The 13769-nt window shown below is 41.5% G+C and carries 15 protein-coding genes; 5 read left to right on the forward strand and 10 right to left on the reverse strand.

Annotated features, from left to right (window positions below; all coding sequences use genetic code 11):
* Positions 1-12: 12 nt before the first annotated feature.
* Positions 13-774, reverse strand: a complete 762-nt coding sequence (locus NSQ29_RS13285; RefSeq protein WP_341125301.1) for a sugar phosphate isomerase/epimerase family protein — start codon at positions 772-774, stop codon at positions 13-15.
* A 24-nt stretch (positions 775-798) separates the two neighbouring features.
* The gene (locus NSQ29_RS13290; protein ID WP_076285835.1) at positions 799-1962 is read right to left on the reverse strand and encodes a Gfo/Idh/MocA family protein; all 1164 of its coding nucleotides are present in this window, start codon (positions 1960-1962) and stop codon (positions 799-801) included.
* A gap of 155 nt (positions 1963-2117) precedes the next feature.
* Here NSQ29_RS13290 and NSQ29_RS13295 point away from each other — a divergent pair, with 155 nt between their 5' ends.
* The 4 genes from NSQ29_RS13295 to NSQ29_RS13310 all read left to right on the forward strand — a co-directional run bounded on the left by NSQ29_RS13295 (position 2118) and on the right by NSQ29_RS13310 (position 5864).
* A complete protein-coding gene (locus NSQ29_RS13295; RefSeq protein WP_341125302.1) occupies positions 2118-2954 on the forward strand; it encodes a helix-turn-helix domain-containing protein in 837 nt (278 codons plus the stop codon).
* Between the two features lie 78 nt (positions 2955-3032).
* A complete protein-coding gene (locus tag NSQ29_RS13300) occupies positions 3033-3464 on the forward strand; it encodes a GNAT family N-acetyltransferase (RefSeq protein WP_339247880.1) in 432 nt (143 codons plus the stop codon).
* Between the two features lie 30 nt (positions 3465-3494).
* On the forward strand, positions 3495-4385 hold the full coding sequence (locus NSQ29_RS13305; RefSeq protein ID WP_076285838.1) for a LysR family transcriptional regulator: 891 nt from the start codon (positions 3495-3497) through the stop codon (positions 4383-4385).
* 318 nt (positions 4386-4703) lie between these two features.
* A complete protein-coding gene (locus tag NSQ29_RS13310; RefSeq protein WP_076286350.1) occupies positions 4704-5864 on the forward strand; it encodes an asparaginase in 1161 nt (386 codons plus the stop codon).
* A 66-nt stretch (positions 5865-5930) separates the two neighbouring features.
* On the opposite strand, the gene NSQ29_RS13315 is transcribed toward NSQ29_RS13310, so the two are convergent.
* From NSQ29_RS13315 to NSQ29_RS13330, 4 genes are all read right to left on the reverse strand, one after another.
* A complete protein-coding gene (locus NSQ29_RS13315; RefSeq protein ID WP_042187892.1) occupies positions 5931-6623 on the reverse strand; it encodes an ABC transporter ATP-binding protein in 693 nt (230 codons plus the stop codon).
* Entirely contained in the window at positions 6620-7738 is a 1119-nt protein-coding gene (locus NSQ29_RS13320; protein ID WP_042187890.1) for an ABC transporter permease, read from the reverse strand. Before NSQ29_RS13320 ends, NSQ29_RS13315 begins: the two co-directional genes overlap by 4 nt.
* 69 nt (positions 7739-7807) lie before the next feature.
* On the reverse strand, positions 7808-9184 hold the full coding sequence (locus NSQ29_RS13325; RefSeq protein WP_341125303.1) for a sensor histidine kinase: 1377 nt from the start codon (positions 9182-9184) through the stop codon (positions 7808-7810).
* Positions 9181-9858, reverse strand: a complete 678-nt coding sequence (locus tag NSQ29_RS13330; RefSeq protein ID WP_042187886.1) for a response regulator transcription factor — start codon at positions 9856-9858, stop codon at positions 9181-9183. The genes NSQ29_RS13325 and NSQ29_RS13330 overlap by 4 nt, the downstream gene beginning before the upstream one ends.
* Positions 9859-10002: 144 nt before the next feature.
* Here NSQ29_RS13330 and NSQ29_RS13335 point away from each other — a divergent pair, with 144 nt between their 5' ends.
* Complete coding sequence (locus tag NSQ29_RS13335; RefSeq protein ID WP_042187885.1) at positions 10003-10476, forward strand: ferritin family protein; 474 nt, start codon at positions 10003-10005, stop codon at positions 10474-10476.
* Between the two features lie 22 nt (positions 10477-10498).
* Here the strand turns inward: NSQ29_RS13335 and NSQ29_RS13340 are convergent, their stop codons facing one another.
* The 4 genes from NSQ29_RS13340 to NSQ29_RS13355 all read right to left on the reverse strand — a co-directional run bounded on the left by NSQ29_RS13340 (position 10499) and on the right by NSQ29_RS13355 (position 13750).
* On the reverse strand, positions 10499-11335 hold the full coding sequence (locus NSQ29_RS13340; RefSeq protein WP_341125304.1) for an SDR family oxidoreductase: 837 nt from the start codon (positions 11333-11335) through the stop codon (positions 10499-10501).
* A 28-nt stretch (positions 11336-11363) separates the two neighbouring features.
* On the reverse strand, positions 11364-11810 hold the full coding sequence (locus NSQ29_RS13345) for a MarR family winged helix-turn-helix transcriptional regulator (protein WP_341125305.1): 447 nt from the start codon (positions 11808-11810) through the stop codon (positions 11364-11366).
* 147 nt (positions 11811-11957) lie between these two features.
* Positions 11958-13151: a metallophosphoesterase gene (locus NSQ29_RS13350; RefSeq protein ID WP_341125306.1), complete on the reverse strand. Its 1194-nt coding sequence runs from the start codon at positions 13149-13151 to the stop codon at positions 11958-11960.
* A gap of 188 nt (positions 13152-13339) precedes the next feature.
* Complete coding sequence (locus tag NSQ29_RS13355) at positions 13340-13750, reverse strand: bacteriohemerythrin (RefSeq protein ID WP_081382799.1); 411 nt, start codon at positions 13748-13750, stop codon at positions 13340-13342.
* Positions 13751-13769 lie beyond the last annotated feature (19 nt).

Below are 13769 nucleotides of genomic sequence, written 5' to 3' on the forward strand. Positions count from 1 at the left end.
TTCTTATCGATTCTATAATAAGCTAATGAGATAGCGCAGACTCATCTCTAAGCTCTCAAAAGGATCACGTCTACAAACATCCTGCTCCACTACGTACCATTCAACACCCGTCTCACGACAAGTAGTAATGATCTCCGCATAGTTCATGTTTCCTTCGCCTATTTCAGCAAAAACCTGTTTCCTATCAACTATCGCCATATCCTTTAAATGCACAACCTGCATTCTGCCTTCAACTTTACGTATCCATTCTTCCGGACTCGCGCCACCTGCCTGCACCCAATATAAATCAAGTATGAAACCAACTGCAGGATCAGTCTCATTGAGCAGTACTTCCATTCCAGTAGTACCTTCAAAGCGTTCAAATTCAAAATCATGATTATGATAAACAAATTGCAGACCGTGTTGTTCTTTTAATGTTATTGCAATTTCAGATATCAATTTCGCAAAGTTCCGGTAGCTTTCAAGTCCCGTACGAAATTCTTCTGGTAAACTTCCAAGTCCAATATATTTGCAATTCCACAGCTTATGCTCTGCGGCAAGCGCATCCAGATCATTCACTAACCGATCCCAGGACACATGGGTCGCACATATAGCCAGCCCCGCTTCATCCGCATATTCTTTAACGAGAATCGGATTAATCGGTCCAATGGATGAAATCTGAATGCTCTCATAACCCATTGCCGATACCTTTTGAAAAGTTGATCTTAAATCCTCCGCAGTTTGAGTATAATCACGTAATGTGTACATTTGAGCCGCAATCATCGAACGTTTCATAGGATTCAACCTCTCTCTTTCGATTTAATGAGTTCCTTTAACATTCAATGTTTTAGATTCTGAGGTTTCCTTTTGGAAAGTCGAGTTTTTTACTTTTTCCATCAGCTTATCGTAGAATAAATCCGAATCCATCGGAAGCTCCACCCAATTGTCCGTCCAAGCCGATAAATACATGGCATTTGAAAGGGTTAGCCCCTTAATCCCTTCCTCCCCGGGAGCAAGTAATGCCTCATCATGCAAAATGGCATTCGTAAAGTTCCGTAGAATTCCTTTATGCTGCTCCCCTCCGCCATCTTGTACAGGTATCTCACATTTCCAACATTCCGGACTACCGAAACCTCCCGTAAACTCTGCGTTGAACTGCGGCTCCGGTGTACGCAAACGCCAAAAGGTTAGCTTCCCGTCTTCCACTACGATTTTTCCATTATCGCCATTGATTTCAAAACGATTAGTTCCCGGTGCCTCTCCAGTTGTAGTAATAAACAGACCTGTAGCGCCATTCTCGTATTCCACATAAGCGGTTACATCATCTTCAACCTCAATGTTGCGATATTTTCCAAAGTGGCAAAATGCTCTTATCCGCTTCGGCATCATGCCTGTCGTCCATTGCCATAAATCTAGCTGATGAGGATCTTGATTAAGCAATACCCCGCCACCTTCACCCGCCCATGTCGCCCGCCAGCCACCAGAATTATAGTAGTTCTGCGATCTATACCAGTCGGTAATAATCCAATTCGTCCGGCGGATCTCACCTAACTCACCAGACTGAATAAGATCTCTCAGCTTCTGATACAAAGGATTTGTACGCTGATTGTACATGATTCCAAATTTGCGGTCAGACTGTGCTGCAGCATCGTTCATCTGTTGAACAGCTTTCGTATAAACACCTGCCGGCTTCTCCACTAGTACATGATAACCATGCTGAAAAGCTTCGATTGCAAGTGTAGGGTGATCATAATGCGGAGTACAGATTAATACCGCATCCATTATACGTGACTCGAATAATTCCTTCGGCGTAGAATATTTCCTAACATTCTCAGGTAACTGCTCTTCAGCCCATTTCAAACGCTCTTCTCTTATATCACATACGGCTGTAAGCTCAGCCCCCTTAATCTCACTCAGCAGACTTTGCGCATGTGCGGTTCCCATATTTCCAATACCAATAATCCCATAACGAACTGTACCCATCTCTGATCACTTCCTTATTAATGGTTATGGTTAGAGGATATACTTTATTTAAGGACATGAACATGATCGAAATTAAGAACTATTTGTATTTGAGTAAGATGTTTTAGTTAAATGAAACCGTTATAATGAGGATACAAAAGCTTTAAAGGAGTTAAATGATGAACAATTCAGGGAACTTATCAGGACGTCTCCTGCAGAATCTCAAGGTTACTGTGACCCATGCCCAACTTAGTAATAGATATCCCGGATGGAACCGCACGCTGGAAACCCCCGCTTTTAATCGGCTTTATTTTATTGATGGGGGTGAGGGGAAAGTAATTATAAACGGGATTACCTACTACCCGAAGCCAGGTCAGATAATGATCATGCCTGCGGGGAGCACACAAACTACCGAAACTTCTATCGATGATCCATATATCCGTTATTACTGCCACTTTGATGCTGACATTGGAGAATGGCCCTTATTCCATGCGGAGAAAAAATTATACATCTGTGATTCGCCTAATCCAGATTCAATAAGGGCAATTTTCGTAGAGATGATCGAACAATTTCAAAAGGACGATGTCTTATCTATCCTTCGCACACAGGCTTGTTTGCTTAATCTCATTGCCACTTGTCTTGAATCGAGCGACAGTAGTCATACAGATTTTATGACGCAATTCATACACACCGGAGACCATGGTAAGCTGGCTCATGTGCTCCATTACATCGATAATTGTCTAAATAAGACCATAGAGATTGATGAACTAGCAGAGCTTGTCCACCTGCACCCGAACTATTTTATACCTTATTTCAAAAGATTCATGGGGGTGACTCCAATGGCCTATGTTCAATTGAAACGTATGGAGCACGCTAAAAGACAGCTTTCTTACACAGATTACAGCATTTCAGATATTGCGGAACAAGTCGGGATGGAATTGGCTCATTTCTCTAAATATTTCAAAAAGACGATGGGTCTATCCCCATCCACTTATCGAAATAGTACGAAGTAATTCACATAGAGATGTTCCTCTGAATGAGATGAACTATAATAAAAAACAGCATGAAACAACATTTTTTTAAGGTGGCGGATGATCATACATATTAGGACAGCTTCATTTAGCGACACACAAGATATTGCAAAACTATCCAGTGAGCTCGGATATCCTTTAAATATCGAACAGCTAGCAGATAGACTTCAAGATATCAGAAATCGTAAAGATCATGTTATTTATGTAGCAGAGTCGGATAGGCAATTAATAGGATGGATTCATGCCAGTGTGCGAATGTTAATTGAATCTCCACCCTTTGTTGAGATTGGTGGTTTAGTGGTCGATCAGCAACATCGCGGAGTAGGAACCGGTAAACAACTTGTTGAAGCCTGTGAACGCTGGGCAGCACAAATTGGAGTGAACAAATTAAGAGTTCGTACAAACCAAACTAGAGAAGATGCCGTACGGTTCTACACACGAATTGGATTCTCACAGAAGAAGGCTCAGTTCGTACTTGATAAGATAATTTAATACATTTGGGACTTTCAGAGAGGGATTTTTATGATTGTTGATACATTACGGGTATTCGTTACTGTAGCTGAGCAAAGCCATTTCTCTAAAGCAGGAGAATTACTGAATCTATCTCAACCCGGTGTCAGTCTACATATCCGGAATCTTGAGAATGAACTAGGCGCAAAGCTTCTACACCGATCTCCGAAACAAGTAAAATTAACCGAAGCAGGTACAATACTTTATAACCACGCCAAACAAATATTGGCCCACTTCGAAGAAGCTCATCAGGAAATACAAATGCTACAGGATGAGGTTACTGGCAGTATACATATTGGTGCGAGCTTTACGATTGGAGAGTATATATTACCCTCAAGACTTGCGGAATTTGCAAATCAATACCCACAAGTCAAGCTTCAGGTGACGATCGGTAATACTGAAGAAATTATTGGTGGGGTAAGAGCCAATGAATTGGATATTGGGTTTATCGAAGGAGAAGCCCATGAGAATGATCTGATCGTTACACCTTACATGAAGGACGAGATGATTATCGTTTCCCCGGCCAACCACCCTTTGTCGAAAATAGTCTCTGTGGAGCAAGGGATGCTACAAAATCAGGTTTGGGTTCTGCGAGAGCTTGGCTCTGGAACGCGTGCTTTCAGTGATCATTTCATTCAAGCAGAAGAGATTTCTGTCAAAAGATCCTATGTCTTCAACAGTAGTCAAGGAGTTAAGGAAGCTGTTGCCTCCGGTTTGGGAATCGCGATGCTCTCCAGATGGATTGTGCGCAAAGAATTAGCAAGTGGTGAAATCTGTGAGCTTCCCATCAGACAACATCATCTTGAAAGACAATTCTCCATCATTCGCCATAAAGAAAGCTCCTCCTCCATGGCTACCCATGTCTTTATTCAAAAACTACTTGTCTCTAGAAAAGATAAGTAGTCAGGTATTTCTAATAACTATGCCGGTCAATCTCATAAAGATTGTCCGGCATTATGTTATTTATTCACCTCTATTATTATGTAATAAAATATAACATTAATATTATATTTCACTTTAAAAATAATATAATAAAATTCATAGCATACACAAGAAATCAATAGATATTCTTTATTAATAGTGTATTTAAGCGTTTTATTAATATGTCAGTAAACTTGCCATTATAATATATTCATAGATATAATCCAATCATGAATCACGTTTATGTAATATAAAATAACATGAATGTGAGAATACATAATCAAATGGGAGGTTACATCTATGAATGGATTACAATCAATGCTCGCCAAAACTACTGTTGCCGCAGGACTCTCTTTCACTCTACTCTTCTCTGCTACAACAATGCTTCCCGTTTCTACCACTTACGCCGCTGAGGTTACCCAAACGATTGAAGGAACGGTTAAGCTTCCAAAGGTCCAAGTCATAGCAACCGGTGGAACTATTGCCGGTAAATCTGTGGATGAGACCAGCTTCCAGAACTATAAAGCCGGGACTTTGTTAATGGAAGATATGGTTAAAGCACTGCCTAACCTTAAAAAGTTCGCCGATGTAACTAGCTATCAATTTGGGAATGCAGGATCTGGCTCGTATACCATGCAACAACTATACGATCTCTCCTTAAAAGTAGATAAAGCACTAGAAACCCAAGATGGCATCGTTGTTACTACAGGTACGGATACGATGGAGGAAATTGCATATTTCCTTGATCTTACAGTGCGTAGCTCCAAACCTGTCGTAGTAACTGGCTCTATGCGTCCATGGACAGTTATCGGAAGTGACGCTCAGGCCAATCTATTTAACGCTATTAAACTAGCAGCTAGCGGAAAGACGAAATATTACGGTACTGTGCTCATGCTAAATGACGAGATTCATACGGCTAGAGAGGTTACCAAGACGAATGCCTATCGTACAGATACTTTTGAATCTCCACAACTAGGAATCCTCGGATATATCGATGAGAATAATATAAGAATTTATCGAGCGAATTCCAGAGCACTATTGACCGCTGACAAATGGGCAACGCCATTCGATCTAACAAAGATTAAGAGCAGTGATATGCCTAAGGTAGAAATTGCTTATGCTTATCAAGATGCCGGTTCTGGGGCAATTACAGGTTTTGTTCAAGATGGAGCAAAAGGTATTGTAACTTCAGGCACAGGGGCTGGCGGCGTATCTAAAGCTATGGGAGAAGCTCGTACGAAAGCTATTAAGGAAAACGGAGTTATCTTCGTGTCTACCACGCGTACGGGTTCCGGTTCCAACTATGCTTCAAGTGATGGCATAATTGCCGGAGATAATCTGAACGCAGCTCATGCCCGAATTCTATTAGAGCTGGCACTGTCATTCAGCAGTGATTTCAACACGATTAAAGGCTGGTTTGACACATATGGCTCAGGCCAAGTCACCATAGCTGATAAATAAGAACAAACTATTGTTCACACACCAAAAAAACGATTCATGCCATAAATAGCAAGAATCGTTTTTTTACTAAATTTTGCTTAACTCATGTTCAACCAAATGACCATCTTCCAGATGTAGCACTCGATCACACCATTCGAGCATCCGTTCATCATGAGTGACCATTACAGCAGCTTTACCCTCATTCTTTACTTCGTCAGCAATCATTTGCACAACTTCTCTGCCTCGTTTGAAATCTAAGCTTGCTGTTGGTTCATCTGCAAACAAGATTGCAGGTTTATTCATCCAAGCTCTTGCGATAGCTACACGTTGCTTCTCCCCGCCTGATAGTTGCTCAGGATAATGGTTTCGACGTTTCCAGATATCCAGACGCTTCATCAAATCAGCTGCCCGTTCCTTAGCTTCTTTAGAACTCATCTTCCCCTGTTTAGCTACAAAGAGAAGCTGCTCTTCTACCTTCAAGTAAGGCAATAGCTGTGCGCTTTGGAACATAAAGCCTATCTTCTCTAATCGTAGCTCAGTCAGCTCACTTTTACTTTTATCTGTAAGAGATTCTCCGTCTATGAAAATTTCACCACTGGTTGGCGTAAGAAGCGCACCCGCTGCTGATAGGAATGTACTCTTCCCTGTTCCAGAAGGTCCAAGGACAGCAACGAATTCCCCTTCATTGACTATAAGATTCAAATTGTTCAGAACAGATACCGTTGTATCGCCGTCTCCGTAGGTCTTGGTTACTTGCTTCATCAATAATTTCGCACTCATGCTCCAGCCCTCCCAATTGCTTCTAATGCATCTACTTTAGCCACTTTAGCGACAGAAATAAGTGATCCTAAAAGAGACATCCCCACGAACAAGCCGCTGGTTAATAGAATCGTAGAAGGTTCCAGTTGGAACGGCATAGTGTCTGGTAGTACCTGATTCATTCCAAAGGTTAGCAGCAAGCTAATGCTTAGACTTGCAATAGCCAATATCATGACCTGCCCTACAACGCTCCAAGCCAAGTAAGACATTTTTGTACCCATGGCTTTCAGAATGCCAAACTGGCTTGTTTTCTGAATTGTAATGACATAGAAGAATACAGCCAGAACAAAACCAGCGATTACGAACAGGAAGGCAATCATCATAAGCAGTGAACCTTGTTCTGATGAATAACCCGGAATATTAGAGATCGCTTCTTTTTGCGTAATAACTTCCACATTTTTCGTACTAGCAGAGATCTTATCCACTTGCCCTGCGTTTGCATTAAGCGCAATTACATTAAAAGGCGCTCCAGATGTAGCCTCACTACCTTGATTAACACCTTGTCTCATTTCCTGCCAATCTTTATTGTTAATATAGACTACTGGGGTATGGCTGTATGAGCTATTCTCAACATATCCTGTAACTTTAAATTCCTTCCCAGTTGCCTGATCTTGGATCGTGCTACCAATCTTAATGCCCGACTGTTCCAAGTCACGATCAACGATGACACTTCCCTGCGTATCATTCGTAATCTTGTCACCTTCAATCACTTTTGGAGCCAGTAAACCGTTCATATCAACTGCGAAAAAAGTTACGTCTGCTTTAGTATCCGTATCGTTCGTAGTCACTGTACTCATCTGTAGAGCGAGTGAAGAGGCATTATTATCTCCTACTACTGCTCGAACACTATTAAGCTCCGTATCCGTTAACTGAGAACGTCTAAACGTCTGATCCGCATCCTTCTGCACCACGTAATAGTTTGCCGGCATATTCTCTATTGCTGAGATATTAGCATACGCTAATCCTCTGGCCAGCCCCGTTACGAAAAGTACAAGAAAGGAAACCAATAACATGATTACCATTATTAACAGGTATCTGGCTTTAGAATGTCGCATTTCTCTTAAGGCTAGAAACATATTACCACTCCTTCTAATCTGTATAGTCACAGTTTAGAAGATGAAAATGAACGGAGTATGAATAACGAGTTACAAAAGCGGAAGAGTTACAGTAAAGGTCGTGCCTTTGCCAACTGTACTGGATACTTCTATGGTTCCGTTATGTGTCTCTACAATTTTTTGCGTAATCGCCAGCCCAAGACCGCTACTATGCGTTTCTCGTGTACGTGCCCGGTCGACTTTATAAAAACGGTCAAAGATGAGTGGTAATTCCTCAGCAGGAATACCATCCCCAGTATCCGAAAAGGTTACTACACAGTTCCCTTCGTCAAGCTTTGCGGAAATCATAATAGATCCCTCAGCGGGTGTATATTTGATAGCATTAGTAATGAGGTTCATCCACACCTGATACAAAAGATTGGAATCGCCATGTACGCTAATGTCCGCAAGACTTAAACGAACCGCTAATTGCTTCTCTGTTAATCTCCACTCCATGATTTGTACAACTTGCCGAAGCTGTGCACGCAAATCTATAGGTTTCTTCTGCAAGGAATTCGGATCATAATCGAGGGAAGATAACGTTAGCAGCTGTTTACTAAGCATCGATAGACGATGGCTTTCTTGATCAATAATATTGAGGTACTCTATCCGTTCATCCTCTGGTAATGTAGGATCTTTAAGGGTTTGGGCAAATCCTTGAATAGAAGTTAATGGCGATTCGATTTCATGCGACACATTCGCAACAAACTCTTGACGTGCACGATTGGTCCGTTCCAGCTCACGACTCATAATCATAAAGTGTGAGGCTAACTGGCCAATCTCATCCCGCCGCCAAGTATTTAATTTAATATCATATCTACCTTTTGAAATCCGTTTAGTTGCCGTTGTCAAACGTGTAATGGGTCTGACCACATGCAGTACGCTGATCATGACGAATCCTAGACTGAATAACACAGTAAAACCGATGATGACAGCAAAAAACACGCGCAGTTCACCGAACTGAACCTCTGCATCCGGCCGCATGAATAACGCAAAAGTCTCATTATTTACTTCAATGGGTACGCCTATCGTATTGCGTAATTGATTATCAAAAAAACCTGTAATAAATGCGCTGTCAGGAAACTCAGCAACTCCGTGATACACTTGTCCATTCAGGACCTTCTCTAATTGTTGCGGTTCTAAATCCTCTTTCCGAAATGGCTTGCCGTAAAACCGGGATTGACCTTCTGTATCGGTTAAATAAATCTTATATCCCAGTACAGCTACACTTCGCAGGTAATCCTCCATAGATTCCGGGTGAGATTCTGCAAACTGCTGGATATCAATGGCCATCCCCGTAAGCTTCGCATCGTTCTGCGATTTAATCTGAGCTTGATAATAAATATTAGATACCAAGAAGCCGAGAAGGCTGCTCACCACAATGGCCGAGCAAAAGAGAATGCACATTCTCACATACAAAGACTTCACGAGCTCACCATCTCCAATTTATATCCAATTCCCCGTACCGTCCGAATCACAAAGTCATTCTGATAATCCAAAAATCGTTGACGCAATCGCTTGATATGTACATCCACCGTACGTTCATCACCTTCATAATCCATTCCCCATACTAGTTCAATCAGCTCACTGCGTGAATACAGTCTTCCTGGATATTGTGCCAGTTGCGCGAGCAGTTCAAATTCCTTTACCGGTAACAGTAGTACTTCATCACCATCAGTGATCTCATAATTTTTACGATCAATAACTAGTGAATTTAAACGAATCCGATCATCCGAAGCGATGGAATAACGCCGAAATAAAGCTTTGATTCGAAACAACAATTCTTCCGGCTCAAAAGGTTTCGTTACATAATCATCTGTCCCCCGCAGATAGCCTTGTTCTTTATCACTTAGCTGTTGCCGGGCTGTTAACAAAATGATCGGTATATCATACGTTTCTCTTATATGCTGGCATAGCTCCAACCCATCCACATGCGGCATCATCACATCCACAACGGCTAAGTCCGCAATGCTTTCTTTCAGTTTATGTATCGCGTCCCGGCCATCGCTGGCCTCCATTACTTGATAACCTTCTCTGGTCAATACATGCTTTAATAATGTACGAATATTACTATCATCATCTGCTACTAAAATCTTTTTCATCGTTTACACTCCCTGAATAACGGATGAACCCATAGTATCAACTTTAAAGGGTTAGAACAACTAAAGAACCGAAAGAGACCATTTTGGGCATTCGTACATATACTACTCTAATAATAACGAACGAATCAGGAGGTAGTAAGAACTATGTATTGGACACCTTTATCTCAGAATAGATCTGATTTCAAACCTATCTGGGCAACCTCTCTTCCTCAAGCATTAAATTTAATCAAAGAAGCTGTGCAAGGTGAACGAAATGATGAGCTTTTCTATGATGAACTTATCAAACTGGCCCCAAATTCCGAGCAAGCCTCCATCATCACCTCAATACGAGATGACGAACGGGGTCACAACTCCATGTTCCGCGGGATGTTCAAAGAAATTACGGGTCAAGATATCACTGGAATTAGTAGTGAACAATATCAACGGATCAGTTCTTATGAAGAAGGTTTAGAAAAAGCACTCCAAGGTGAACTGGCTGCAGTCGAAAAGTATCGCAAAATATGGTTTGGTCTGCCTGTTGGAGTATACCGCGATACTGTTTATGGGATTATATTAGATGAATTAAAACATGCCAGTAAATATAATTATTTACTTACTTTAGATCGAACCACTATATAGTTGAGTTAGTCAGAGTCATTATTTAAACCTGAAGGAAAGTGATTATACTTTCCTTCAAAGAGGTAACAGGCCGTCCCATTAGTCTCTCCATATCTTTTGAAGTAGAAGCTGTATCTATCTTCCCAAGGAATGAATAAATCCAGTGCTGAATGCTTGAATCCTGCCGATGAACGATTCTTTTTCCTGTCAGCTCGGATAATACCTCCGCAAGTTCGCTGAAGTCCCAAGAGCGCGGTGCGGTTAATTCATAAATCTGATTAAGATGACCTGTAGTTGTAAGCACGACCGCCGTAGCTAAAGCGAGATCCCTTCGTGTCACCGAATTAAATAACCAGTTCCCCGGATAGGTGATTAACTCACCGCTTTGGATCGCCTCTTTCAGCCCTAGTACATCTACAAAATCCATATACAAAGCGTTGCGTAGAAACGTATAGTCAATACCTGATTTAAGAATCATCTGCTCTGTAATTAAGTGAACATGATTAGCTGGAATTTGTCCTTTAGGTGGAAATGCGAAGCTTGTATACAGCAAATGCTTCACCCCTGCCTTTGATGCTGCATGAATAACCTCAGAATGTTGATTTAATCTGACGTTATCATCGGGATGTGAACTAGAGATGAATAATAGCTCTGCTACACCTGTAAAAGCTTGAATTAGAGTATCAGGCTGATCATAATCGCCAAAGCGAATCTCAACCCCTTTTTCCAAAAGATCATTTGCTTTCTCCCGATCACGAACACATGCGATAATCTCACCTGCCGGCACAAACTGAAGAAGATTGTCTATAATCAAACTTCCTAATTGACCAGTAGCCCCAGTAACCATAATTGACATAACACCCCAACCTTTCTGTTCCATGTTTTCGAGACCACAACATTATTTATTTCTAGCCATTGCTAAGCTTTTCTAATAAAACGATGAGTTGCCGAAGCTCTTGTTTATCCAGACCCTGCATACGTTCAGAGACCGCTTGACGATTTCCGGGAAGATGCTCCAAAAGTAATCGTTGTCCTTCACCCGTAATTGAAATAACGCTTTTTCTACCATCCTGAGTATGGTTCGAGCGGGTAATCCAACCATCTTTCTCCAGGGGTATCAGCAACAGACTAATATTAGCTTTGGTAACCCCAATATTGTGAGCCAATGTAGAAGGTAAAATCGTTCCGCCCTGTTTAGATATTTCTACTAGGATACGAATTCTTGCGCCATTTAATCCTTTCGACTGCCAATATTTATCAGAGACAGAAACTAAGCTTGCAGTAGTATCAACTAAAGTGAAAAATGCCTGAGTATGTAGCGGCTGATTCAATACGAACGGTTGTAAATGATCCATCTTAGATTTTTCAACTCCAATTTAGTTAAGTGCTTAACTATTTTAAACCATACTACAAGCTCTACTAATTGTCAAAAAAAAGAAACTGCCTCAGCTCGCAGAAAAATTCTACGGATTCGGGCAGCCTCATATCATTAAAAATTTCTTTTAGATTAACACCGTCTTTGTAGACACGGCTTCTTCACTGTATTGTTTAGTCCCTTCTAACACCACTTCAAGCTTAATAATCTCCGAACGGCTGGCTAAACGGATTGGAGGTCCCCAGGTCCCATAACCAGAGGAAACAACGACATGCAATTTATCCTTGCGGAGGTAGCCCCAGTCCAGTTCGAACAACCGTTTGGTGATCCAGTGATTAGGAGCAATCTGTCCACGGTGCGTATGACCTGATAGTAGAATATCTACGCCTTCTTGGGCAGCGACATCAAATCCGGTAGGCTGATGATCCATCATGATCACAGGACGCGTCAGATCGAGGCCATCCAATAAGGAGTTTACGCTTAATCTACCTCCGGCTTCCATCGTCTCGGCAGTCTTATCTTTTCGACCTACAATATAAGTTCCCGCCACTTCTTCAACCTCATCCTGTAGGACTTTAATGCCTATGCTACTCATTAAATCGGTATATTCCTTAATCGAACCACCGTAATATTCGTGATTGCCCAGTACTGCGTAGACACCATGGCGTGCTTTTAGCTGCTTTAGCTGTTCACTCATACTATTGCGAATAAAAGGCTCAATACTATCGTCAAGTACATCCCCAGCCAGCAAAATCACATCAGGCTTCATAGCATTCATTTGTGCAACCATTTTTTTGAGATGCCGATTGCCGACGATATTTCCTAAATGCAGATCGGATGCAACCGCGATGGTAAGTGGCGTACTAGTTCCGATAGATTTATCAATGGGAATAGGATGGGTACGAACTACTGTACTCCAAGCGTTGATCGAACCCCAGACTAGAAAAACAACCAGTAATATTAGCAATGTACCACCCGCTTCTGAGACGTAGTGCGTTCGATCGACACCCATCCAGCCCAGCAGCACATATAACAGATCAGCTAATGGCAACATGATAATAGCGAATTCCATGCAAGCTAGATAATACGACCCAATCACCTTAAAGAATCTGGCTAACGGCTTCATTATTGTAGGCCAAGGTATCATTCCAACGACATACGCAAAGGCAAGAAGCAGGAATAATGTCCAGAACAGAACAGAGGAAGCACCTGAGAACCATTCATGGACAAGCAGCCAACCGTGATACCCAATGTAAAAATTAACAAGGCCCAGAATAAGCAGCATAGCAAACCCTGAAGCTAACATTCGTAATGTTTTCATCGTTCCACTCCCCTTTACCATACTAACTCTATACGTCTTATCTCAAATCATAACACAAACCGTTAACCCAGTATAAATTACGATGCTGTCTTCGGAAAATGGATCAAATAACGCACTACAATTCTTTAACACATTCCCAGTCAAAAAAAAAGAAAATGCCCGTCGGCATCTTCGTTGGAGGTCTTCAATTATACTGCTCTATCACGCGTGGCCATACATTCGCCAATTAGCTTATCGCATTTATTAATGTGATTCAGAAGCCAATCGGTTAACGTACGGTTAAGCTTAATCGTCGAGAGAACGGAGACTCCCTTGGTTTTAATCGTTTCTTCTAATTCAAGAACGGCTTTTACAAAATTAGCGTGCGTCTTACGATGTTCCGCCAATTCAGGAAAATCGATCTCTTCCATCAATTGCTCTTCATTGCTAAAATGCTCGATGGTATATTCCTTCAAGAATTTGAGCGTTTCTTCGATCTTCTCTTTCCCCTGCTGCTTACTGCAAGCATCAAAAAATTCATTCAATTTCGCCAGCAACTGTCTGTGCTGACAGTCTATTTTCTCAACACCGATATCATAAGAATCCTTCCATTCAATCACGAAATCACCATTCCATTTC

Source organism: Paenibacillus sp. FSL F4-0236 (genome assembly GCF_038000135.1).
Classification (GTDB): Bacteria; Bacillota; Bacilli; order Paenibacillales; family Paenibacillaceae; genus Paenibacillus_AQ.